This is a genomic window from Herbaspirillum sp. RV1423 (assembly GCF_000577615.1).
Classification (GTDB): Bacteria; Pseudomonadota; Gammaproteobacteria; order Burkholderiales; family Burkholderiaceae_D; genus Herbaspirillum.
The window spans coordinates 372669-397734 of sequence record NZ_CBXX010000004.1; the positions used below are offsets into that span (position 1 = coordinate 372669).

Below are 25066 nucleotides of genomic sequence, written 5' to 3' on the forward strand. Positions count from 1 at the left end.
AATCCTTATTCGAGTAGTGACGGGATAGTTGGAATGATCGAAGCAACAGCTTAAGTCGCCAATCTTTCCGTTGCGTGACATGCGCTGCCAGGGGAGCAAACGTTGCCTCCACAGCAATTTTCAGTGAGAAAGCCAATCAGGCCGTTCATGGTGTCGAAATTGGCCGAGTAGATGACAAATCGACCTTCGTGACGGGAAGTTACAAGCCCGGCATGTGAAAGTTCTTTCATGTGGAAGGACAATGCTGAAGGCGTAACCGCAATTTGCTCGGCTATCTTGCTTGCGGCCAATCCGGCGGGGCCCGCCTGAACCAGCAAACGAAAGACGGCGAGACGGGATTCCTGGGCGAGCGCGGCGAGCGCGGCGAGCGCGGTAATTGTGTCCTTGGTATCCATAGCTTCCCACATTAGCTCAATATTTCAATTATTATTGAAATATTGAGCTAATGCAAGCCTCTTTGCGGTCACTTAGGCTTGCCGCCCGATACGGTCACCGGATTTTGATCACATCGTTCAATACGCCGTCCAATCGACGCATGAGATTGTCTATTTATACTTAAAGCTGCCAGACTGCTAGAGCCCCGTGGTCGGCAACTTTCTATGAAGGTTTCCCCTTCTCTTTTTTAATATCTAATTTTTGTGTGATGCAACTTGATAAATAGATCAGCGTTAAGCGAGATCAAGCTGACTTCATATGATCAATAAAATTCATGCTCAGTCCCTTAAGCTTGAGCCAGTCTTCACCGCCTCGCTCAACGACACTATCCGTGGCTGCCGGACAAAAGAGATCAACCAGTTCGCTGTCAAGCACTTCAAAGGTGTCGGAAATGGTAAAAGCCTTGACGACTGGCTTGGTTAGGTCCTGACAATTTTGCTTGACTACAAGGCCGCGCCGGCCTGATCGAAGCTTGACTATCGATCCGACAGGATAAATACCCAAAGTCCTGACGAAAGCAAGGAACATGGGACGATCAAAATGCCCTTCCCAGGAGGCCATTTGTGCAATCGACTCTGCAGGATCCCAGCCGTCCTTATAGGGGCGATCTGATGTAATTGCATCATAGACGTCACAGATTGCGGCCATGCGTGCATAGACGGAAATCACGTTGCCTTGCTGCTTATCCGGATATCCGCTTCCATCTAGTTTTTCATGATGATGAAGACAGACATTCGCTGCATAGTCCGGGATTTTCGGATCTCCCCGCAGGTATTCATAGCCTAAGCTTGGGTGGCGCTGGATGACGCGGAACTCCTGATCAGTCAATTTTCCCGGTTTGTTAAGCACGTCCAACGGAATAAAAGCCTTCCCGACGTCATGCAGATAACCTGCCAATCCAGCCTCCTTGCAAGAGGTTTCATCCATTCCCAATGTCCGTCCCAAGGAAACCATTAGGGCACACACAGCTACGGAGTGAATATAGCTATATTCATCGGCATGCTTGAGACGGGCAACGCTGATCAACACACTGGAGCTACGCATCACCGATGCCGTAATTTCGTCCACTAACCGAAGGCATGCTGCAGTATCGATTGCTTTTCCCAAGCGAACCTGCTTGAACATGGTTTGCGTGATGACTTTCGCATTTTCATAAAGACGCTGAGCTTCTTCCATTTCCTCCAATAAATCCGAGCTCTCTTCTGAAAGGCGAGGCGCCATGTCGCTCAAAGTCGTATGTTCTTCCTTGGAGAAAGCGTTATCGCGCACATCTTTCCCCTTGGAAGTATCAATCCAGCAATATTTAAGTCCCGCAGACTGCGCCTGCCTGATATCCGCAGGGGTATTCATTCGGAACTTTTTCTTCCAAAAAGGATTGTCGATCCAAGGACCATCGAAGCCACAAAAATACATTCCGGGGATGAGATCGCTGACACTGATTTTTTTTAGATGGCTCATTGTTACGCATGTACTCAAGAAAATGAGGTGAGTCGGCTTTAATTGTTCCTCTGGCGCGATTATCCGGATTGGCGCTCGCTGTTCAGTTAAAAAAAGCAAGCCTGTGGAGATGAAACGTATGGACAACGACGCTTGCGGCGATCAAAAGAGATTACGCCGTGAGAAGTTCTTTCGTTTTTAAAACCGATTGAAGCGTCGCGGCCAGTTCCTCGACGGAGAACTTGGCAACATATCCGTCCGCGCCAACATTTTTCACGTGGTCCTCATTGGCGGAACCCGACAATGAAGAGTGAATGACGACTGGTATATCCTTCAAGCGCTCATCTGCTTTGATGTTACGCGTGAGCGTAAACCCGTCCATTTCAGGCATTTCCAAATCAGTCAAGACCAGAGCCACTTTGTCGCTGACTCGCCCGCCATTGCGTTGCGCCTCGACGCAAAATGTCTGCAACTTTTCCCACGCCTCTTTACCGGTTTTTGTCATGATGAAAGGCAAACCCAGTATGTCCAATCCATTCTCGATCAGCGCACGGGCAACTTTGGAGTCATCCGCAGCCAGCACAATAGTGCCTGGCTTAATCATCAATTGATGTCTATCGACGAGACTCTTCTCAACCGTTTTCTGTAGCGGGGATACCATCTCCAGGATCTGCTCCACATCCAGCACCTGCACTAAATTGCCACCGTCTGTTCCAGAGTCGAGGCGAGCAATGCTGGTGACAATATCGGCGCCGGCTCGCGATTCGGCAGAAAGCACCTGGCTCCAGTCCAGACGCACAATTTCCTCGACAGACTCTACGGCGAACGCTTGCGTATGACGTGCAAATTCAGTGATCAATAGAATATTGTGTCCGCTTCTTGGTACGCAATCCGCTACCGCAGATAAATCAATCACAGGGATAACCTGACCACGCATATTGATCATGCCCATCATCGGCGCTTGCATTCCGGCCGCCCTGGTGATCTGCATCATCGGCACAATCTCGCGAATCTTGAATACGTTGATACCGAACAATTCTGCCGGAGCCGATGCCGCAATGGAGGGACTGCCGAGACGAAACAGCAACAACTCGAATTTGTTGGTGCCAGTGAGATTCGTACGCTCATCTACTTCTTTTTGAAATGGATCCATGATTTTCTTTCAAATCTGTAAATTCGGAGCTGCGTTCTGAGTTGCATTAAGAGAGCGCCAGCACACACCGGTCAGGACTATTCTTGCAATCTGCCGCCGGCATTGGTGTTTTCGCGACGACTGTTGTCTTACGCGAAATGGCCCTTAGGGTATTTCTTGCGCTGCAGTGCAGGCGGACGCGGAGTGATGTCGATCGGTTCCGGACGAGCCGAGGCAATCGACGCGTCGGTTGCACTTAACCTGAAGACGCTCACGGTCTCGCTCAAACGGCTGGACTGCTCCTGCAGGGATTGCGCAGCAGCCGCAGCCTCTTCGACCAACGCGGCATTTTGCTGGGTAGCCTCGTCCATTTGGGTAATCGCCAGATTGATCTGCCCGATGCCTTCGCTTTGCTCACGGCTGGCTGCAGAGATTTCGGCAACCACATCCGTGACGCGCTTGACGCTGGAGACGACTTCACTCATGGTGGCGCCAGCTTGTTCAACCAAACGACTGCCGTTGCCGACGTTGTCTACCGAAGCGTCGATCAATATCTTGATTTCCTTCGCTGCCGCTGCGCTGCGCTGCGCCAAGCTACGCACTTCCGAGGCGACAACGGCGAATCCCCGACCTTGTTCGCCGGCACGCGCTGCTTCAACGGCGGCATTCAATGCGAGAATGTTGGTTTGAAATGCAATGCCGTCAATCACGCTGATGATATCGACGATTTTCTTGGAAGATTCGTTGATGGCGTTCATTGTCTCGACGACTTGCCCAACCACACTGCCACCCTGGATGGCCACGCTCGAAGCGGATTCTGCGAGCGTATTGGCTTGACGCGCATTATCGGCGTTTTGCTTGACCGTGGATGTCAGTTCCTCCATGGCTGAAGCCGTTTCCTCCAAAGAGCTCGCCTGCTGCTCCGTACGGCTGGACAAATCAAGATTTCCTGTAGCTATCTCAGCCGATGCTGTTTCAATGTTGCTGGTACCCGTACGCACTTGCGTGACAATCGAAGCAAGATTTTCGCGCATGGTGCGGATTGCAAACAGCAGACTGGTCTTGTCGCTTTGTTTGGTCTCGACATGAACGGACAGGTCTCCTTGCGCGATCTTGTTGGCAATCTCCGCCGCATAGGTCGGCTCTCCGCCGAGTTGTTGCAACAAGCCTCGGGTGATCATCAATGCCACGCTGATACAAACCACAAAGGCAAACACCGCAAGGCTGATGATGATGACCGATGAACGGCCCGCGACCTCGTCCGCGGCAATACGGGCGTTGTCATTTTCCTGCTTCACGGCGGTGAGGACCACATCGATATCCTTCACGATCTGGCGACGCAGGGGACTGCACTCATTGACCAGAAAGTCGCTGTACTCCTGCATCTTTCCGGCTTCGCGGTACGCTCTTGGACGACGCAACTCATCGGCCATTTTCAGCAAACCATTGCTTACCTTCTCAAAATCCTTGTTTCCTGCAAATACAGACTGCATTTTCTGCAGCGCATCCAGGTAGATTTTCTTTTGCTCGTCAACAATGGCCAGTTCCTTCTGCGCATCTGCGTCGGATTTGAAAACAAACGCATTGCGTGCCGCGAGACCTGTCTGGTCCAATGCTTCCCGAGCGATATAGAGCGGATCCAATTTCTCCAACTGCACGTTATTGCCGTACTGCATCGCGTTGGAAACAGACGACATACTCGATAAAGAAATTGCGGCCAGTATCGACATTAACGCCACTAACGTACCGAAACCCAGGCTCAGTTTGGTACCGATTTTCATATTTTTAAATGCACTCATATATCCGTCCCAGGCGTAGATCGCCATTAAGTTAAATAGACTTCTCGGGAGGAACTCATGTCTCTTATCCCTCGCAACACATACTACTCAGAACCATCAAGTATGTTTATAGGGATTATCCTGATTGGCCGGCGGGGTCTGTGCTCGCTGACGATCCGCTCTGCAGCAGAGTGTTCGCGTTTCGCGGACGGAGTGGCAAAGTCACCAATTTGCGGCCAGGCAGAGACGGCGTACCGGGACCATGGGAAGGCAGATATTTGGCTTGTTTGTTCGACAAGTCGATACAAGCCCCTGGCGGTTTGATCCTGGCAAGAAGCGAAGTGAGGCGCCAAGTCGTCCTGCACTTAAGCTTTGGTTGCTGAAAGCGGAAGCGAAAGTCGGGGTAGTTCAGAGTTAGACGAACAAAGTTCAGAAATGAATGAATTCCGACATTATTTATGGCTGCGGACACATCCCACCCTTGAAAAACCCTCATCCCGCCCCTATACTTAGCACTCGTCAGGGGAGAGTGCTAACAACTCCTCCTGGCCTACCCACTTTTCCGATGTGGCACGGATTTCATGCTGCAGGGCTTAAGTACACTTTGCAGCCGATGCCGCAATTATTTATAACTTATTGAAATTTAAGGAGTTTGTATGAGTCTTCGTCCTTTGCACGATCGCGTTATCGTCAAGCGTCTCGACCAGGAAACCAAGACCGCATCCGGTATCGTTCTGCCTGACGCAGCCGCCGAAAAGCCGGATCAAGGCGAAATCCTGGCTGTCGGCAACGGCAAGATCCTGGACGACGGCAAGGTCCGTCCGCTGGCCGTCAAGGTCGGCGACCGCGTTCTGTTCGGCAAATACTCCGGCCAAGCCGTGAAGATCGACGGCCAGGAACTGCTGGTCATGCGTGAAGAAGACCTGTTCGCCGTCGTCGAAAAATAATCGACGCCCTTGCATCGGCGCAAGATGAAACGTCATGTGCCGGCAGCGAGCAATTCCGATCGAAGCTGATCAAGCCAATTCAAACGAATTTTTGGAGAATCCAACATGGCAGCAAAACAAGTAATTTTCGGCGATGACGCACGTGCAAAAATCGTCAACGGCGTCAACATCCTGGCAAACGCAGTGAAAGTCACCTTGGGTCCCAAGGGCCGCAACGTGGTTCTGGAGCGTAGCTTCGGCGCCCCGACCGTCACCAAGGACGGCGTTTCGGTTGCGAAAGAAATCGAATTGAAAGACAAGCTGGAAAACATGGGCGCGCAACTGGTCAAAGAAGTTGCCTCCAAGACTTCCGACAACGCAGGCGACGGTACGACAACCGCAACCGTGCTGGCTCAAGCGATCGTTCGCGAAGGCTTCAAGTATGTTGCCGCAGGTTTCAACCCAACCGACCTGAAGCGCGGCATCGACAAGGCTGTCACCGCCATCGTCGCTGAAGTCAAGCTGCTGGCCAAGCCAACCACAACCAGCAAGGAAATCGCCCAGGTCGGATCGATCTCCGCTAACTCCGACACCGACATCGGCGACATCATCGCCAAGGCAATGGACAAGGTTGGCAAAGAAGGCGTCATCACCGTGGAAGACGGCAAGTCGCTGGAAAACGAACTGGATATCGTCGAAGGCATGCAATTCGACCGCGGCTACCTGTCGCCTTACTTCATCAACAACCAAGAAAAGCAGGTTGTTGCCCTGGAAAATCCATTCGTCCTGCTGTTCGACAAAAAGGTTTCGAACATCCGCGACCTGCTGCCGATCTTGGAACAAGTCGCCAAGGCCGGCCGTCCGCTGCTGATCATCGCGGAAGACGTCGAAGGCGAAGCGCTGGCAACCCTGGTGGTCAACAACATCCGCGGCATCCTGAAGACTGCAGCCGTCAAGGCCCCTGGCTTCGGCGACCGTCGCAAGGCAATGCTGGAAGACATCGCCATCCTGACCGGCGGCCAAGTGATCGCTGAAGAAGTCGGCCTGACCCTGGAAAAAGCCACTCTGGCTGAACTGGGCCAAGCCAAGCGCATCGAAATCGGCAAGGAAAACACCACCATCATCGACGGCAACGGCGAAGCCATCGCTATCGAAGCACGCGTCAAGCAAATCCGCGCGCAAATCGAAGAAGCGACTTCCGACTATGATCGCGAAAAGCTGCAAGAACGCGTTGCCAAGCTGGCAGGCGGCGTTGCTCTGATCAAGGTCGGCGCTGCCACCGAAGTCGAAATGAAGGAAAAGAAAGCACGCGTGGAAGATGCCCTGCACGCCACTCGCGCTGCCGTTGAAGAAGGCGTTGTGCCAGGCGGCGGCGTTGCCCTGCTGCGCGCTCGCGCCAATGTCAAGGATCTGAAGGGCGATAATCCCGATCAGGAAGCCGGCATCAAGATCGTTCTGCGCGCTATCGAAGAACCGCTGCGCCAGATCGTATTCAACGCAGGCGACGAACCTTCGGTCGTGATCAACGCTGTGCTGGCCGGTACCGGCAACTATGGCTACAACGCTGCCAACGGCACTTACGGCGACCTGGTTGAACTGGGCGTTCTGGATCCAGCCAAGGTCACCCGCTCCGCGCTGCAAAACGCAGCATCGGTTGCCGGCTTGATCCTGACCACCGACGCATTGGTTGCCGAACTGCCGGAAGACAAGGCAGCCGGCGGTATGCCAGGCGGTATGGGTGGCATGGGCGGTATGGGCGGCATGGACGGCATGATGTAATTCGGCTGCGCCCGCTTTTCCTGGATGGCGGGCGCACCGGAAAGCAATTTGTTTTCCACACTGGCTTCACCAAAAGGCCTCGATCATTCGAGGCCTTTTTATCGTCCGCACCCTGCCGACAAAAGCGGTGAGTATCTGCAATTTTCCCCAGGAAAGCGCATGGTTATGCCTTTTTCTCATTAAGGAATATGCAAAATGTAGTTCCGCATGTAACGAAATCCTCATAAAATCACGGCTCTATATAAAAATATAGGCAGCAGGTTGCCCACGAGGCCGGCCTGCTGCCTTTTTCATTGCACCATGATCGAAAGCAATATGATCGAAATCCAAGGGGTGACCCAACGCTTCCAGAGCGGCAGCGGGACGGTCGATGCAGTCCGCGACGTCAATCTGTCCATCCGCAAGGGAGAAATCTTCGGCATCATCGGCCGCAGCGGCGCCGGCAAGAGCACGCTGGTGCGCACCATCAACCTGCTGAACCGTCCGACTTCCGGCCATATTGTCCTCGACGGCAAGGACATGACCATGCTGTCGGCCGACGACCTGCGCGAGGCGCGCCGCCATATCGGCATGATCTTCCAGCACTTCAACCTGCTGTCGTCACGCACGGTGTACGACAACATCGCCCTGCCGCTGGAACTGGCCGGCCTGTCCAAGGCCGAAATCGCCAAAAAAGTCGAACCGCTGCTGGAACTGGTCGGGCTGACGGCCTTGAAGGATCGCTACCCGGCGCAAATCTCCGGCGGCCAGAAGCAGCGCGTCGGCATCGCCCGCGCCCTGGCCAACAATCCGAAAGTGTTGCTGTCGGACGAAGCCACCTCCGCGCTCGATCCGGAAACCACACGCTCGATCCTCGAACTGCTGCGCAAGATCAACAAGGAACTGGGCCTGACGATCGTCCTCATCACACACCAGATGGAAGTCATCAAGGTGATCTGCGACCGCGTTGCCGTGATGGAGGCCGGTCAGGTTATCGAACAGGGCGAAGTACTGGACGTGTTCCGCGAACCCAAGCATGAAGTCACGCGCGCACTCATCGGCGACGTGATCGCGCACGAACTGCCCAAGGGCGTGCTGGAGCGCCTGCGCGTGCGTCTGGCCAATACCGGAACCGAGGGCACCGACCACTTGTTCCGTTTCGCCTTCACCGGCTCGGGCGTGGACCAGCCGCATTTGTCGGAAGCGGTACGCCGCTACAACCTGGATTTCAATATCCTGCACGGCCAGATCGATGAAATCCAGGGCCAGGCGTTCGGCTCGCTGGCGATCCTCGCCAGCGGCACCGCCGATAACATTGCCAATGCCATGAATTACCTGCGCGCCCAAGGCGTCGTGGTCGAGGAGCTGAACCATGTCATCTGAACTGATCGATCTCTTTATCAGCTCTTTCGGCGAAACACTGATGATGGTCGGCATCTCCGGCATCCTCGGCGCCCTGCTCGGCGTGCCGCTCGGCATCGCGCTGCACCTGACCGAGCGCAACGGCATCCTGCCCAACCTCGCGTTCAACCGCATCGCCGGCCTGCTGGTCAATGCGGTGCGTTCAACCCCGTTCATCATCCTGCTGGTGGCGGTGATTCCGTTCACACGCTTTTTTGTCGGCACGTCTATCGGCACTGCCGCAGCCATCGTGCCGCTGACGATCGCCTCGGCGCCCTTCATCGCCCGGCTGGTCGAAACCGCCCTGCGCGAAGTCGATCACGGCCTGGTCGAGGCGGCGCAGGCCATGGGTGCCACTACCTGGCAAATCATCTACAAGGTGTTGGTGCCTGAAGCGTTTGCTGGTATCGTCGCTGGTCTTACGATCACCTTCGTCAGCCTGGTAGGCTACTCCGCCATGGCGGGCGCAATCGGCGGCGGCGGCCTGGGCGACCTCGGCATCCGCTACGGCTACCAGCGCTTCCTCCCGGAAGTCATGCTGGCGGTGGTGCTGATCCTGATCGTATTTGTGCAATTGGTGCAAACGCTGGGGGATGTACTGGTGCGGCGTCTGAGCCACCGCTAGAACCTGTTCGCGATCTTACTGCGAGGCCATGATCCGGCGTCGGGCGGTGCTCGGAATCCTCATGTACTCAAGTACACTCCAAGTGCTCCGGCCGCCAGCGGATCATGGCCTCTCGCGACAGATCGCAAACAGGTTCAAAAATAATTAATGCAGCTATCCGCTGCTATCTTCAAGAATGAAAGGAAAACAATGAATCGTCGTCAATTAATCCAGTTTTTCGCAGGTCTCGGCATTGCCGCCAGCCTGGCATCCGCACCGGCCTTGGCGCAAGACAAGCCGATCAAGATCGGCGCCACCGGCGGCCCGCACGCCGAAATCCTGGAACAAGTGAAGAAGCTGGCCGAGAAAGACGGCCTGAAGCTGCAAATCGTTGAATTCAGCGACTACATCCAGCCGAACGCCGCGTTGGCCGCCGGCGACCTGGACGCCAACAGCTACCAGCACCAGCCGTACCTGGACGCGCAAATCAAGGATCGCGGCTACAAGCTGGTCAGCGTCGGCACCACCATCACTTTCCCGATGGGCGTGTACTCGAAGAAGATCAAATCGTTGAAGGACCTGAAGAACGGCGCCCGCATCGGCGTGCCTAACGATCCGACCAACGGCGGCCGCGCGCTGCTGCTGCTGCAGGCGCAAGGCGTGATCAAGCTCAAGGCCGACGCCGGCCTGAAGGCAACGCCGCTGGACATCATCGACAACCCGAAGAAGGTCAAGATCGTCGAACTGGACGCTGCGCAACTGCCGCGCTCGCTGGATGACTTCGACGCCGCCGCCATCAACGGCAATTTCGCCGAATCCGCCGGCCTGTCGCCGACCAAGGACGGCATCGCCATTGAAGCTGCCAAAGGTCCTTACGTCAACGTGATCGCCGTGCGTGTCGAGGACAAGGACAAGCCTTGGGTCGCCAAACTGATCAAGGCTTACCACAGCCCGGAAATCAAGAAATTCGTGCTCGAAAAGTACAAGAGCTCGGTTGTGACGTCCTGGTAAATCGTCAATCAGCAGTTTTTCCCCTGAAAGGCTTTCTTCGGAAAGCCTTTTTTTATTTCCGTTGTTTCCACAAAGCAAAAAACAAGAGGCAAAAAACCCTTTTAATAAAAGGAAAAACATTACCAAAAAGACAATATATTCCAAGGGATAATTTCCCGGTAACGCTCCAGTGGAGAAACGACCATGAAAAAGATTCATTGCCTCTTTCTTGTCCTCCTCTTTGTCTGCCGGTTTTCTCTTGCGGCCCCAACTGTCGACGAAGTGCAAACCATCTTTATCGGCTACGCCGCGCCATTCAAATGGGCCTTGTCGCTGCATTCCCTCCAGGCCGCTCAACAGGCGATCCTCGACGCCAACATGAAAAACATCTGGATCGGCGGCAAGAAACTGCAGTTCCGTCTGCTCGCCAAAGACGACAATTCCGATCCGCGCACGGCGCAATTCGTTGCGAAATCGCTCGTCAGCGCTGGCGTGACCGCCGTGATCGGCCATTGGAACAGCGACACGACGCTGGCGGCAGCTCCGATTTATGCCGAGGCGGATATAGTTCAGATCACCACATCCGCAACTGCCGAGCGAATCCCGCAACAAGGATATCCGGGCAGCTTCCAGATGATGGGAAGCGATGGCATCAGCGCGCAATGCGTGACGGATTATCTGGTGAAGGTCATGCAGGCCAAACGTATTGCGCTGATCGATGACGGCACGGCTTTCGGCAAGAACCTCGCGCGGGAGTATGTCGACAAGATGAAAGAACTGAACGGCAATATCGTGGTTGTCGAATCGGTCAGCAGCAAGACCTCGGATTTCAACGCGCCTCTCAAGAAAATCAAGAATGCGGGCGCCGACGTCATTCTGTTTTCGGGATCGCTGCTGCATAGCGACGATCTGGCGCGCGCCATGAAACGATTGCAAGTGCCGGGGAAACTTTTCCTTCCCGGCGGCGGCACGAGCAAACCATTCCTGGATACCGCAGGAACCGATCTTGCACATCTTCTGACAATCGAACCAGGCTCGCCCAAGGAAAAATCCGCGACCTGGAAAGCGTTCCAGGCGAGCTATAGGAAAATGCCGACCTGGGACGTATCGCCCTACACTATCCTCGCCTACGACGCCGTCAACCTGATCGTCAAAGGAATGCAGCTTGGGAACTCCACCGATCCCAAAAAACTCGCCGCGACCCTGCACAAGATGAAATTTGAAGGCCTGTCGGGGAAGATCGCATTTGACGACAAGGGCGCCAGGGACGGCCCGCTCTATACGATCTATGCTTATGATGAGGATGGCTGGGTTCCGGTCAAGACTTATGGGAACTAAGCCGCCCCCGGCGTTCAAGGAGACCGGTCGGCATGCGTCAGGACTTTTCGTTCTGACCGGTCAATTACAGGTCGTCGTTTGCCTCCAACTTTCCATGCAGGCCATATTGGCCTGACTCACACCAACCTGCTCCTGAGCAACCGGGGCGATGCGGAACTCTCAGGAGCAGATGAATGGTAAAGCTGAAAGATCGAATTCAGAAACCCAATAACGAAACGCAGAAGAGAAATAGAAGAACCGAAAGATTTCATCAAATCATGTTCAGCAATAGCGGCGGCGGAAATGGCGGCGGCGATCCGGACGAGAACGCGTTGAACGGCAACCTTTCTCAACATAACGCGCGCAGCAGACTGGAGTACGGCCTCCAGTCGTATAAGAAAAAGCGGCTGAGACAACCTATCACGCCGCTTAACGTCCGCTCGCGCCTGCATGCGATTCTGGTGCTCCTTTATTTCCAGCATGGGTTATATGGAAGCGACACGCTGGATAAAGTTCGCGGAAACCGTCGCGCCGCGCGCCAGTCTGGGGGGATGCGACGATATGAAGCAGCCAGCGGCATCCACCAGCACAGAGAAAGAGATCGCGAACGACAGGAACGCAAGCGTTCCCGGCAAGCGCCATTCGAAGAAAAAATGAGGCGACAGGCGCAGGATGAAGCCTTTCGCGCAGGCGCCAGGTCCGTCCAAAAAAAGCAGCAAAAAGAAGCCCACAAGAGCGAACAAGAGGATTTGGATCAGACATATGCACAGGCGATGGAAACCCTATGGGAAAAAGAAAGCCGGCAGGAACAAGCGGCGCTCAAACGGCAAAAAGATCTGGATCGCCAGGCGCTCACCGGCACGATTGTCGAGGTTGAAAACGAGAGTACTTTTTCCCCTTCCCGTGAGCCGGCCGGCGACACGCTCATCGAAGTTGAATCCGACCTGCTGACTTTAGTGAACGAGCCCACGCCATCGACACAAAGCTTGCTTGACATCGCCCATCGTCTGGAAAAAGAAATACTGGATGCAAATTCTTTTCATAGCGACGAAAATTGGAGAGATGGCGAAAACGCGCCCTCCTCTGGCTCGTTCAGTTCCCTTGCATCCGACATCAGCAACTTCGAAGACAATCTTCCTTCCTGGCCGGGGATGACCGGCGAGAGCGCCAGCAGCCGGGAATGGCATCTTCCCGACAACAATACTGTGTCGGCTCCTGTCGCTTCGGATGGATGGCCGTTTGGCGCCGCCGCCGGCTATGATCTATTGCCGCAACAAGAGAACGGACCCAACGTCGGTCAGGGCCTGAGCGGATTGCTCTGGTCCGCCATAAAAAAATTCGGGCCTGCCGTGCCCGGACTGACAACGCTTGCATGGGTATGGTGGCCCTCCTCCGGGAACAATGCCGGTGAACATAGCGAAGACAATGAGATCAATGAAATTGTCCGGCGTCAGGTGCTGCACGCGCATCGCCTGAGTCAATTGCCGCCCGCTACTGAAGAAGAATGGGGAACAATAGAGATCGACGAAGCAACAGAAAATGACAACGAAAGCGAAAGCACGACGGAAAACTGCATGGCGGCATCAACGAGCAAACCGCGACGCCGGCGCTCCGTCGGCTCTGGGCCGGGAGCTTCAACCGCGCAAGAATGGGGACGCCTAGAAGACTGGCCGAATATCATACGACGGGTAAAAGGCAATTATGTCTTGCTGGACTCCCTGAATCAAAAACTGAACATTGACGGCATTCCCAATGTTTCAGTCATTACGGTTGAAGCGGCACTCCTGTTGCTACGAAGGAGTCTGGTTCGACTGACAGATGAACGTTTCGTCAATTTTTACTACCTGTTGGCAAACGGTTACACCTATAAAGTGCTGCCACATTTTTTTTATGACAATGGAGCGCGCAAGGCACAAAGTATCGAATTTTACAAAGACAATGAGCTCAAGCTCACGGTCAACCTGCGAGGTGCCAAGGAAGTCATCGATAAATCGGTCAGAGATCTTCCGGTGATAGAAAAAAATCTCGCTGCCCTGAAAGCGAAGGTGGCGCAAGAACAGAAACCGGATGGCGCAGCCGCCAAGCCGCCTGTCAATGCAGTGCCGCGAACAGGACCTGGCACGATATGGCGGGTGACGGCAAAAAATACAGAGCGGAGCAAAGAGATGACAAAACACGATGACATCGCAATCTTTGACGAGGTTCCCGATTCATCATCGTACTCCCTCAATTTTCCATTCCTGTCTCAGGGCTTGATGACCGATACGCGGGATGCCGATATCAGTCCATTGTTGAACGCCGGCTTCATTGCGTCATACAGCATCGCTACCGCCAATCATATTTCCCGGGCCAAGATCACACTATCCAAGGATGGCGTAGTCAAGTCTGAAATCGATCTCAAAGGTGACGAAAAAACAGTTAAACGCATCATACAAACCAACCAGGTCAGAAGCGCACTCATTGAAAATGACAGCTCCATTGCCCAGCAGAGCAAGTCCATGAATGAGCAATTGTCAGAAGAAAATGTGCTGAAACAGGACAAATCGTCGGATGCCGAAAAAATGATCTTTCATACTTCGCCGCACATCAGGTCAAACATACAACCATTGCCTTACGCAACGCCACCGAAAAAAACAATTTCAATCACTCTCGATAATGCGAACGATAACTTCACCCTTCCCTATGGAGCCAACGGACATTGGGAACTCGTCATACCTGAACTGGAGGACGAATCCGGATCAGAAAAACCGGGCAACGGGATAGTCGATACAGAAAATATTCGTGACGTCAGCGGCATCCAATCGGGCCTGAAGCTTGTCGATGAAGGAATTGACAGACAAGGAGAATCGTTTGTTCTATTCAAATCAAACAACAAGAATTTTTCACTAAAAATGATAAGCAAAAATGGGAATAGAAGATTTAATACCACTGCCAGACACGTCTTGTCGAAAATTGCCGATGCGAATCAGAGATCATATGAATCATTCAAGTCTGATACCGACCTGTTTTCTGATGCGTTTTTCATACCGAATCCGAGCGTCAACGGCACTTATAAAATTGAAAACTCCAATAGGCCGATAAAGATAGTTTCAAGCAATGCGGAAGAACATTTTTTAATCAACAGTTTTAATCATGATGCTGAGATATCGGTCAGTGGAGCGTATCAAAAATCGATGAGGTTGGTGACAGTATCTGACTCATTGTTTATGTCAGAACTGGAATTTATCGAAGACAGCTCCAAACCTTACACAGCGAGATTTAGAAACCACGTCAACGGCAAAATATTGACGATACGTGCCGAAAATAAATTATCGAACGCCACTGCGCGACAACTTGCCCTCAGCCTCAGGTATTCACTGGGAGGGAATGAGAATGAATATGCAAGACAGATGACCAAGCTCTCGACCATCTACGCCACTTCGGCAGCCAATCAGCCCGAGCACAGGGACTGGGCCATTCGGCGCTGGAATAAGATATCCCGGCCTGCACAGGACAGAGCGGTGGATTTCAATAACCGCAGACGCGTGCCGTCGGAATTCTATGTGCGACGACACTACACGCCTAGCAGTATAGTCTCCCCGCCATTCAAAATCCTGCGCGATGCACTTATCATCGAACATGACGGCACTTGCCCGGGAGAGAAAGGAAATATCGCTTGGGAGGGAGTCACCTGGGAGAAAGCTTCCACACGGCCGAGGGATAGTGATTCGTCCTTATATCGCAGCCACTTTAAAGAGTCCGACAAAAAAGCAGCTACGCCGACGGCTTGGAATTGGCAGGCGGCGTCGTTTGTGGACGCAGTCATCAACAATAGCCGCGACTCTTCTATTGAGTTTGCCGTGGAGAATGACATCAATAAAGTGAAAGAATATGATGCTTCCATAAAAAAGAAAGCACGGGATTTCGAGAAACTGGCCGAAGACATTCAATCCGCCTATCCTATGGACGCTGCGGCACTTCTGTTGTTCGTGAAATGGATGACTGGCGAGAATATCGAAGGCCTGGATTTTTTTCCTCCGCCGTATGCAGCACATGATGTCGAGAGGTCGAAGCTGATTTTCGCCGCATTCTCCAAGGTGAATGCGGCCAATCTGAAGACGGACCATTCCGCACGCAGACGCCTGATCGAAAGCTTGGCCTACCTGCTTCCTGACACGGTTAAATTTTCGACGTCGGACACGCCACCGAAGGCGCCGGTGACTAAGGCGCCGGCAACCGAAGCGCCGGTGACAAAGGCACCTGCGACGAAAGCACCAGTGCCGAATACACCCGCGGCCAAAGCTCCTGCAACGAATGCGCCAGCAACTAATGCGCCAGCAGCGAAGGCACCGGCAACGATCCCCAAAGTCATCTACATCACCAATGAAGATTCATCAGAGTCTGATTCGGACTCTGGCGGGGTCGCCGCTGCTGCGCTTGGGATCGCCGGCGGCTTTTTGGTTCTCGTTGGAGCGTTAGCCGCTTGGCTGGTGAAAAATGCCGCGCCGGCAATCATCAGTGCAGTTGGCGAGTTTTTAGGCGCGTTAGGGGAAGGCGCCGTGCTCTTGGTGGTACCGACGTTCCAATCTGCAGCAGGTACGGCAGCGGCCGGCATGAGCAGCGCGTCAGCTATTGCGAATGCAATCAATCAACTTGCGGAATCACATCCGGAAATATTCCCAGAAATTGGGGAAGATGCGATGAGCAAGATTCATATCGTGGAATTGGGAGGCTGCAGCATCATGATTGTCGTTGAAGGCGCCAGAACCAAGGAGTCAATAGACGAAGTGATGAATGATCCCTCCACGAAGAACGCACTGGACGCGCTCGGGAATATCCTCGTTGAAGCTGGAACAGTTGCTGCATGCGCGGGGGTAGGAGCAAATGTCGCCGCAGAAAACCCGAAGATTTATCGCTATGTGTCGGCTAGCACGCTGTTCAAACGATTGAAAGATCAAGCGGATAATATTGGCGTATTAGGTTCCATCCTGACTTTATTTGGCGGATCGATTTCATTGAGATCCAGCTATATGCATGATGATGACCCTGCTGATCCTGATGCTGTTGCTCCTGATGTTCCTGCTGCCGTCAATCCTCATGTTCCTGCGGTCCCTGCTGCTGTCGACCCTGCTGCTGCCAATCCTCCTAGAGTCGAGAAAGAGAATCCCTGGTGGAAAAAGATACTCCTTAACCTGCCGTGGCGAGGTGCGCGATGACGGTCGCCAGATTGGCGGGCATGCCGATCGCTCTCTCCCGAGCCATTCAGCAGCAGTGCGACATTCGCTCTTTCCAGTTCGGGAGCCTGTTTTTTGGGCGGTGCCGCAGCCTATACGCCATCGCCGTCCTCATTGTCCTCGTCCTCCTCAGCCGCTTCCAACACCCGGGCAGCGTCATATTCGGCCAGCAGCGCCGCACGCGATGACGGCGTTTCCAACGTGATGCGACCCAGCGCGCCGGTGCGATAATCCTGCAAGAACGTATGCGCGGCCTTTTCATAGTCGGCGTCGCCGCCCTTCAGGCGGAAACCGCGCTTGGCCGCAACCCCCTCCACCACGGCCACGCCATCCATGCCTTCAGTCTTGAAGCCGTAACGCGCCGTCAGCAGTTGCGGATAACGCTGCAGCAGCAGGTCGGCCAGAAAGGTGGCGACCTCCTCTTCGATCAGCGCATTGCTGCCGACGGCATGGCTGGCGGCCAGCATCAGACCGTCGCTGGGATGCATGATCTTGGGCCACAGCATGCCGGGCGTGTCGATCAGCACCATGTTATTGCCAAGATAAAGGCGCTGCTGCGTCTTGGTCACGGCAGGCTCGTCGCCGACGGCGGCTACGCGCTTCTTGAGCAGCGCATTCATCAGCGTCGACTTGCCGACGTTGGGAATGCCCATGATCATCATGCGCAAGGGCTTGAGCGCGGTGCCGCGATGCGGCGCGAGCGCCAGCGCCAGCTTGGGCACCTTGGCGACGTCGCTGGGCTTCTTGCAGCTCAGGGCGACGGCGTTGACGTTCTTCTGGCTGTTGTAATGGGCGATCCAGGCTTGCGTCGCGGCCGGGTCGGCAAGGTCGCTTTTATTGAGTATCTTCAGGCAAGGGCGCTGCCGAAACAGGCGGATCTGCTCGATCATCGGGTTGCAACTGGCCTGCGGCAGGCGCGCGTCGAGTACTTCGATGACCAGGTCGACCTTTTCCATCGCCTCCGCCGCCTTCTTGCGGGCGGCGTTCATGTGACCTGGGAACCATTGAATAGACATGCGGGATTCTTCTTGTTGGCAAATAAGCCGCTATTTTACGGCCTGCGGCTTATTTACCTTCAAAAGAACCCGCATTCGGCACTTATTCCCCTGCCGGAGCGACGGCTGTGGGACTGGCCGCCGACCTCGCATTGACGTATCGCAACACCAATACCAGCGCCAGTACATAAACGATGGCGATCACGCCGTAAGCCAGCGCGATACGCGTGATCCAGCCGGTAAACGTATGCAGGATCGCCCCCATCAGCGCCACGCCGACCAGTGCGCCGATCTGGCGGTTGGCGTTGAGCGCGGCGGCAGCGCTGTTGGCGTTGCTCTTGCCGGCCACCTGCATCACGGCAGTAGTCATGGCCGGAATCGCGGTGCTGATGCCGAGATTGGCAAGCGCGCCGGCCAGCGCCAGCATCCAGTACGGCGTCGCCGGCGTCATCGCCATCAGCAACGCCGAGAACACCGCGCCGACCGTCAGGCCCAGGCGCAGCGGCAGGCGCGGCCCCCAGTGCGCAGTCATGCGTCCCGACATCAGGTTGCCGATGAAGATCACCGCCATCATCGGCAGCATCTGCAAGCCGGTCTGCAAAGCGTCGGCGCCGCGCGCCTGCTGCAGGAACAGCGCGAGGAAAAAGAACTGGCCGTAGATACCGAAATTGATCAGGAAACCGATGCCGTTGGCGGCGGCGAATTGCGGCGTGGCGAACAAGGCGCGCGGCAGCAGCGGCGCGGAGCCGTTGCGCTCGCGCTGCACCAGCATAGCCAGCGCCAGCAGCGCCACGATCACGGCGCCGATGATAGGGACGGAAGTCCAGCCGTAGACCGGCCCCTGGATCAGCACGAAACTCAGCGCCGCCAGCATCAGCACGCCGAGGACGTGGCTGGCGATGGTCAAGGCGCGCATGTGCCGTTCCACCGCCGGAATCATCTTGACGGCCATGAACAGGCCGAGCAGGCCGACCGGCACGTTGATCAGGAACACGCTGCGCCAGCCGAACGAATGGATCAGGATGCCGCCGACCAGCGGCCCCACCGCCGCCGCGCCACCGACCGTGGCCGACCAGATGCCGAGCATGTGGACACGCACGCGGTCGTCTTCATAGACGTGGGTCAGCAAGCTCAGCGAACTGGGCATGAAGAAAGCCGCGCCCAGACCTTGCAGCAGGCGCGCCGCCACCAGCATGCCGCCGTTGGGCGCGGCGCCGCACAGCAGCGAGGCGACCACGAACAGCACCAGTCCCAGCAAATAGATGTTCTTGGCGCCGTAACGGTCGGCCAGCGCGCCACCGACGAGCAGCATGGCGGCGAAGCTCAGGGTGTAGCCGTCGACGATCCAGACCAGCATGCTGAGCGGTGTCGCCAGGCTTTTTTCTATCGACGACAGGCCGACATTGACCACGGTGACGTCCAGCATTGCCATGACGAAGCCGATCGCCAGCGTCACCAACGGCAGCAAGCCGGTGTGGTCTTGCTTCTTGATGCCGGCCGGCGCGGTCTGCGCAGTTTGCGACGGACATGATGTTGACATGATTGCACTTCTCTTTCTGTTGGAACTGCCGGCCTGGATCGCAGGCGAGGCAAACGGGAATGCGAACGAGGATGTCATTTTAAGCGCCTTGCTCGATGCAATAAATAAGCATAACCTCATGACTATGATGCAAAAATGCATCGCACCGCATCACCCTTTTGCTATCTGAAAGAACCGTCATGGATTGGGACAACGCCCGTATTTTTCTGGCCATCCAGCGCGCCGGCACGCTGCGCGGCGCCGCCGAGCAATTGCAGATCGACCAGGCCACCGTCGGCCGCAGGCTGAACGCGATGGAGAAATCGCTGGGCGCGCGCCTGTTCCTGCGCACCCCGGCAGGTTACGTCGCCACGCCGGCGGGCGACCTGGCGGTGACGGCGATCGAAAAAATGGAGCAAGCCGCAGACCAGTTGCAACGCCAGATGCAGGGCATCGACGAGCGCCTGTGCGGCGTGGTGCGCGTGGCCGCGACCGACACCATGGCCAAACACGTGCTGATACCGGCCATACGACAAGTGGCGGCCGATCATCCGGCCATTCGCGTGGTGCTGACCACCTCCACGCAGGTTTCCAACCTGACCCGACGCGAAGCCGACCTGGCGGTGCGCAGCGTGCGCCCGACCAGCCCCGACCTGATTTCGCGCCATCTAACGCGGCTTGCAGTCGGCCTGTATGCGTCCAAATCCTATCTGAAGAAACGCGGCATGCCGCAACCCGGCTCGGCGCTGGCGGGACATGACGTGGTGGTTTACCAGCGCGCGGTATATGCCTCGCAGTTCGAAGCCATCTGCGGCGAATCGATCGCCAATGCGCGCGTCGCGATGGAAGTCAGTTCGGGATTGATGCTGATCGAAGCCGTGGCCGCCGGGCTGGGCATCGGCGAGTTGCCCACGCACATGGCCGACGCCGAGCCGCAACTGGTGCGCGTCTGGCCGGAACGCCACCAAGCCTACGACATGTGGCTGGTGCTGCATGACGATCTCAACCGCACCGCGCGGGTGCGCGCCGTGGCCGATGCCATCATCGCCGCCTATGCCGATCTCGCGAGCAGTTGAAATACATCAGTCGATATCGGCCAGCACCTTGAGGTGCGCCACCACGCTGCGGCCCAGCGCCGACAGGTTGTAGCCGCCTTCGAGGCAACTGACGATGCGGCCGTGCGCGTGCTGGCGCGCGACATCCATGATCTGCTTCGTGATCCAGGCGTAGTCGGCTTCGACCAGCGCCATCTGACCCATGTCGTCTTCGCGGTGGGCGTCGAAACCGGCCGAGATGAAGATCATCTGCGGCCGGTGCGCATGCAGCGCCGGTAGCCATTTTTCCGTCACCAGCCTGCGCACCACATCTCCCGCCGTATACGCCGGCAGCGGCTCGTTGAGAATGTGCGGCTCAGTCGAATCGGTGCCGCTGAAGGGATAGAACGGATGCTGGAAAAAACTCACCATCATCACGCGCGGGTCATGCCTGAACGCCTCTTCGGTGCCATTGCCGTGATGCACGTCGAAGTCGACGATGGCCACACGTTCCAGTCCGTGTATATCGATGGCATGGCGCGCGGCGATGGCGACGTTGTTGAACAGGCAAAAACCCATGGGCGTGGTTGGCGTGGCATGGTGGCCGGGCGGGCGCACCGAGCAAAAGGCGTTCTCCAGCTCGCCGGCAATCACGGCGTCGGTTGCCGCCACGGCGGCGCCGGCGGCGCGCAAAGCGGCTTTCCAGCTATGCGCGTTGATCGAGGTGTCGGCGTCAAGCGGATAATGTGCCTCCTTGCTGACGGCCAGCGCTTCGGCATGATCGCGGATCAGGGCCACGGCATTGGCGGTATGGACGCGCTCGATATCGGCGACATCGGCCAGCGGCGCGTCGCGGCGCTCGATGAACTGATCGATGCGGCTGGAGATCAACTGGTCCTCGATGGCCTGCAGGCGCAGCGGCGTCTCGGGATGCCAGTCGCCCATCTCATGGCGCTGACAGTCGGAATGCGTATAGAAGGCAGTAGTCATTGTTATTGAACCCGGTCTCGCTCATTTTCTCCCGGCGCGCGTCTCGGTGCCAGAACCCTTTGGACGCCGCACGTCTGGCTAGTGTACTCCCAAGCAGCGGGCGGGCGCCGGACCGCCCGGCTGATCATGTATACTGGCCGACTTGTCTGTCTGCCACCTTACACCTTACGCATAGCCGTTGCGCCTATCCATGTCGATAAAACCCAGCCTTCGTTTGTCTCGCCTGCTCGGCCTGCTCGCTCTTTCCCTCGCCTGCCTGGCGCCGGCAACAGTCTCCGCTGAATCGACTTCCGTCACACATCAGGGCAAAACAGCCGCCAAAGCAGCCAAGGCCAAGCTAAAAAAGAAGGCCGTCGCCGACGACGACGGCGAGTTCGCCAATTTCAGCCAGTGGAAAGAAGTCAACAGCTTCATCGACGAAATGGTCGCCCGCGATGGCTTCGACAAGGCGGCATTGCAAGCCGCCTTCAGCAAGGCGCGCTACCTCGACACCGCAATCCAACTGATCAAGCCGGCTCCGAGCGGCAAGCCGAAGAACTGGCAAGCCTATCGCGCGCGCTTCGTCGAACCCAAGCGCATCAACGCCGGCGTCGACTTCTGGAACGAGCATGAACTGGCGCTGTCGCGCGCCGAAGCGCAGTACGGCGTACCGGCCGAGATCATCGTCGGCATCATCGGCGTGGAAACCGTGTACGGCCGCAACACCGGCAATTTCCGCGTGATGGACGCGATCACCACGCTGGCCTTCGATTATCCCAAGACCGCCAACCGCGACGCCCGCATGGCCTTCTTCCGCGGCGAACTGGAAAGCACGCTGCTGTTCGCGCGCGAATCCGACATTGATCCGTTCTCGCTGATGGGCTCCTACGCCGGCGCCATCGGCTGGCCGCAATTCATGCCGAGCAGCCTGCGTCAATACGCCGTCGATTTCGACGGCAACGGCAAGATCGACCTGCGCAGCTCGCCGGTGGATGCCATCGGCAGCGTCGCCAACTTCCTCAAGATCCACGGCTGGCAGCGCGGCGAACCGACCGTTTTCCCGGCCACCGTCGCCGACGTCGGCAAGATCGGCGACCTGATCAATCAGGGCCTGGAAGCCAAGTTCAGCGCCGACGAACTCAAGGCCGCCGGCGTGGTTCCCGGCAGCGAGCTGCCGGCCGGCATGCGCTTCGGCCTGGTCGACCTGCAAAACGGCGAAGCGCCGACCGACTACTGGCTTGCGACCAATAATTTCTTTGCCATCACGCAGTACAACCGCAGTTATTTCTACGCCATGTCGGTGATCGATCTGGCGCGCGCCGTGCGCACCGCGCGCGGACAGTAACCTGTCCGCGCCGTCTTCCAGAAAGCCCGCCGCAACACCGATGAAACGCTTTTCCCCTCTCGCCATTTCCCTGACGCTGGCCAGCGTCGCTCCGAGCGCCGTCCGCGCGGAAGAAATCGGCGATGCCGGTACGCTGCCGACCATCAACGTCACCGCCGAAGATGCGCGCACCGACGTTTACCGCGCACGCTCGTCCAGCATTGCCGGTTTCGGCGAGATGCCGCTGCTGGACACGCCGGCCTCGGTATCGGTGGTGACCGAAGCGCAACTCAAGGACCAGCAGGCGCGCCTGCTGAGCGACGTCATCAAGAACGACGCCAGCATCGGCGAAAACTACGCGCCGGTCGGGTATTACGAAAATATCAGCGTGCGCGGGTTTCCGCTGGATCTGGCGAGCGGCTACCGCATCGACGGCCTGTCGGTGGTCGGCGAACAAAACATCGCGCTCGAAAACAAGGAGCAGGTCGAAATCATCAAAGGCCTGTCCGGCTTGCAAGGCGGCGTGGTCAATGCCGGCGGCCTGGTCAATTACGTAACCAAGCGTCCGGCCGATGTGCGCTCCGTCACGCTCGGCACCGATTCCAACGGCTCGCGCTATGTGGCGACCGACCTCGGTGTGCTGTTCGGCGAACAGAAACAGTTCGGCTTGCGCGTGAATGCCGCGCATGAAGACATCAACTCCTACGTCGACTACAGCAACGGCTACCGCGACTTTGCCTCGGTGGCCGCCGCATGGGACATCTCGTCGAAGGCGCGCCTGCAGTTCAATATCGAATACCAGAAGAAATCGCAAAAATCCGTCGCCGGCTATCAACTGCTGGGCGGCACGACCGTGCCGTCGAACGTCTCCCCGACCGCCATGCTGACGCCGCAATCCTGGGCCCAGCCGGTGCGCATCGATTCGCTCAATTTCAACACGCGTTTCGACCTGGAATTCAATGCCGACTGGCGCGGCCATGTCGTCGCCGGACGCAGCCGCGCCGTCATCGACGACTATCTTGCGTTCCCCTATGGAAGCAACTTTGCAACTGTTTTTTCACCTACGTTTGCAGCCAACGGCGACTACGACGTGTATGACTATCGCAGTCCGGACGACACGCGCCGTAACGATGAAGCTCAGGCTGTGCTCCAAGGGAAATTCAATACCGGCGCCATCAAACACGATCTGACAGCCGGTCTCAGCATGTCGCGGCGCGTCATCGATAAATCGGACGGCATTTCGAGCTGGGTCGGCAGCGATAATATCTATAATCCGGTCCCGCTTGCATTTCCCGCCTCCGGCGCCGGTATTCCAGCGTCGTATCGCAACCTGGACAGCCGCCAGCAAGCGATCTTCTTCACCGATCGCCTGCAATTCAACGATCGCTGGCAAGTGCTTGCAGGTGGCCGCCAAGTCTGGCTGAAAGAACAGACCTACGACCCGGCCGGCGCCGTCACGCGCGACACGAGCCGTTCGCTGTTCCTGCCGCAGGCGGCGCTGATCTTCAAGCTGCAGCAGAACATGTCGCTGTACGGCAGCTATGCGGAGACGCTGACGATGGGCACTTCCGCCGCATTCTGGCAAAGCAATTACCCGACCATCCTGCCGCCTTCCGTGGCGCGCCAGCTTGAAGCCGGCTTCAAATACGACTGGAACAAGGACCTGGGCTTTACCGCCGCGGTGTTCCGTATGAAGAAGGCTTATGAATATCCGAAGCCCGATGCCGCAGGGACCAGCTTTGCATACATCCAGCAAGGCACGCAAACCCACCGGGGCATCGAACTCGGCGCCAACGGCAACGTCACCCGGCAACTGCGTCTGGCCGCGAGCGTGGCCTTCATCCAGGCGCGCGCCGACGATACCGGCACCCCGGCCTACGACGGCAAGCAGGCCATCAACGTGCCGCGCATGCGCAGCGCGGTGTATGCCGACTATGCGGTGGCCGCGCTGCCGGGCTTCAATCTGCTGGGAAGCTGGCTCTATAGCGGCAGCAAGGTCGCCACGCGCGACGGCAGCGCCGCTGTGCCCGCATACCACATCTTCAACGCCGGCCTGCGCTATCAGACCAGGATGGGTGGGCATCCGACCACCATGCGCCTGACCGTCGACAATGTATTCGACAAGCGCTACTGGAAGGACACCGGCGAATCACTGGGCGACAGCTATCTGCATCTCGGTGCGCCGCGTCTGGCGCGTCTGTCCGTGCAATACGATTTCTGACGCCAGGACTCGC

Annotated in this window: 18 protein-coding genes; 11 read left to right on the top strand and 7 right to left on the bottom strand. The window is 56.6% G+C overall.

From position 1 onward, the window contains the following. Positions 1-50: 50 nt before the first annotated feature. From RV1423_RS06430 to RV1423_RS06445, 4 genes are all read right to left on the bottom strand, one after another. Entirely contained in the window at positions 51-395 is a 345-nt protein-coding gene (locus RV1423_RS06430; protein ID WP_081768724.1) for a helix-turn-helix transcriptional regulator, read from the bottom strand. Between the two features lie 283 nt (positions 396-678). Further along, positions 679-1893: an HD-GYP domain-containing protein gene (locus tag RV1423_RS06435; RefSeq protein WP_034294410.1), complete on the bottom strand. Its 1215-nt coding sequence runs from the start codon at positions 1891-1893 to the stop codon at positions 679-681. A 151-nt stretch (positions 1894-2044) separates the two neighbouring features. Further along, complete coding sequence (locus RV1423_RS06440) at positions 2045-3025, bottom strand: chemotaxis protein (protein WP_034294413.1); 981 nt, start codon at positions 3023-3025, stop codon at positions 2045-2047. A gap of 128 nt (positions 3026-3153) precedes the next feature. After that, positions 3154-4803: a methyl-accepting chemotaxis protein gene (locus RV1423_RS06445; RefSeq protein ID WP_081768725.1), complete on the bottom strand. Its 1650-nt coding sequence runs from the start codon at positions 4801-4803 to the stop codon at positions 3154-3156. A 635-nt stretch (positions 4804-5438) separates the two neighbouring features. On the opposite strand from RV1423_RS06445, the gene groES reads away from it, so the two are divergent. The 7 genes from groES (at position 5439) to RV1423_RS28470 (ending at position 16973) form a co-directional block, all read left to right on the top strand. Then, on the top strand, positions 5439-5729 hold the full coding sequence (groES, locus tag RV1423_RS06450) for a co-chaperone GroES (protein WP_034294415.1): 291 nt from the start codon (positions 5439-5441) through the stop codon (positions 5727-5729). 105 nt (positions 5730-5834) lie between these two features. Further along, complete coding sequence (gene groL, locus RV1423_RS06455; RefSeq protein WP_034294417.1) at positions 5835-7487, top strand: chaperonin GroEL; 1653 nt, start codon at positions 5835-5837, stop codon at positions 7485-7487. Positions 7488-7802: 315 nt separating this feature from the next. After that, the gene (locus RV1423_RS06460) at positions 7803-8849 is read left to right on the top strand and encodes a methionine ABC transporter ATP-binding protein (RefSeq protein WP_034294596.1); all 1047 of its coding nucleotides are present in this window, start codon (positions 7803-7805) and stop codon (positions 8847-8849) included. Beyond that, the gene (locus RV1423_RS06465) at positions 8839-9492 is read left to right on the top strand and encodes a methionine ABC transporter permease (RefSeq protein ID WP_034294419.1); all 654 of its coding nucleotides are present in this window, start codon (positions 8839-8841) and stop codon (positions 9490-9492) included. The genes RV1423_RS06460 and RV1423_RS06465 overlap by 11 nt, the downstream gene beginning before the upstream one ends. 189 nt (positions 9493-9681) lie before the next feature. Further along, positions 9682-10482, top strand: a complete 801-nt coding sequence (locus RV1423_RS06470; RefSeq protein ID WP_034294422.1) for a MetQ/NlpA family ABC transporter substrate-binding protein — start codon at positions 9682-9684, stop codon at positions 10480-10482. A gap of 261 nt (positions 10483-10743) precedes the next feature. Continuing rightward, on the top strand, positions 10744-11799 hold the full coding sequence (locus RV1423_RS06475; protein WP_034294424.1) for a branched-chain amino acid ABC transporter substrate-binding protein: 1056 nt from the start codon (positions 10744-10746) through the stop codon (positions 11797-11799). 173 nt (positions 11800-11972) lie between these two features. Next, on the top strand, positions 11973-16973 hold the full coding sequence (locus tag RV1423_RS28470) for a hypothetical protein (RefSeq protein ID WP_155835038.1): 5001 nt from the start codon (positions 11973-11975) through the stop codon (positions 16971-16973). A 110-nt stretch (positions 16974-17083) separates the two neighbouring features. Here RV1423_RS28470 and ylqF read toward each other — a convergent pair whose 3' ends face one another. Both ylqF and RV1423_RS06495 read right to left on the bottom strand, forming a co-directional pair. After that, on the bottom strand, positions 17084-18007 hold the full coding sequence (gene ylqF, locus RV1423_RS06490; protein ID WP_081768715.1) for a ribosome biogenesis GTPase YlqF: 924 nt from the start codon (positions 18005-18007) through the stop codon (positions 17084-17086). Between the two features lie 82 nt (positions 18008-18089). Further along, complete coding sequence (locus RV1423_RS06495) at positions 18090-19526, bottom strand: MFS transporter (RefSeq protein ID WP_231502074.1); 1437 nt, start codon at positions 19524-19526, stop codon at positions 18090-18092. Here RV1423_RS06495 and RV1423_RS29715 point away from each other — a divergent pair. Both RV1423_RS29715 and RV1423_RS06500 read left to right on the top strand, forming a co-directional pair. Next, positions 19525-19695, top strand: a complete 171-nt coding sequence (locus tag RV1423_RS29715; protein WP_155835039.1) for a hypothetical protein — start codon at positions 19525-19527, stop codon at positions 19693-19695. The two genes, RV1423_RS06495 and RV1423_RS29715, sit on opposite strands and share 2 nt — an antisense overlap. Positions 19696-19705: 10 nt before the next feature. Further along, complete coding sequence (locus RV1423_RS06500) at positions 19706-20581, top strand: LysR family transcriptional regulator (protein WP_034294432.1); 876 nt, start codon at positions 19706-19708, stop codon at positions 20579-20581. Between the two features lie 6 nt (positions 20582-20587). Here the strand turns inward: RV1423_RS06500 and RV1423_RS06505 are convergent, their stop codons facing one another. After that, positions 20588-21529 (bottom strand): histone deacetylase family protein, encoded by a 942-nt coding sequence (locus RV1423_RS06505; protein WP_034294433.1) that lies wholly within the window; start codon positions 21527-21529, stop codon positions 20588-20590. A gap of 190 nt (positions 21530-21719) precedes the next feature. Between RV1423_RS06505 and mltB the strand changes: the two genes are divergently transcribed. Both mltB and RV1423_RS06515 read left to right on the top strand, forming a co-directional pair. Beyond that, positions 21720-22853, top strand: coding sequence for a lytic murein transglycosylase B (gene mltB, locus RV1423_RS06510; protein ID WP_034294434.1), 1134 nt, complete (start codon positions 21720-21722; stop codon positions 22851-22853). Between the two features lie 40 nt (positions 22854-22893). Continuing rightward, on the top strand, positions 22894-25053 hold the full coding sequence (locus tag RV1423_RS06515) for a TonB-dependent siderophore receptor (protein ID WP_034294435.1): 2160 nt from the start codon (positions 22894-22896) through the stop codon (positions 25051-25053). The last annotated feature ends 13 nt before the right edge of the window (positions 25054-25066 follow it).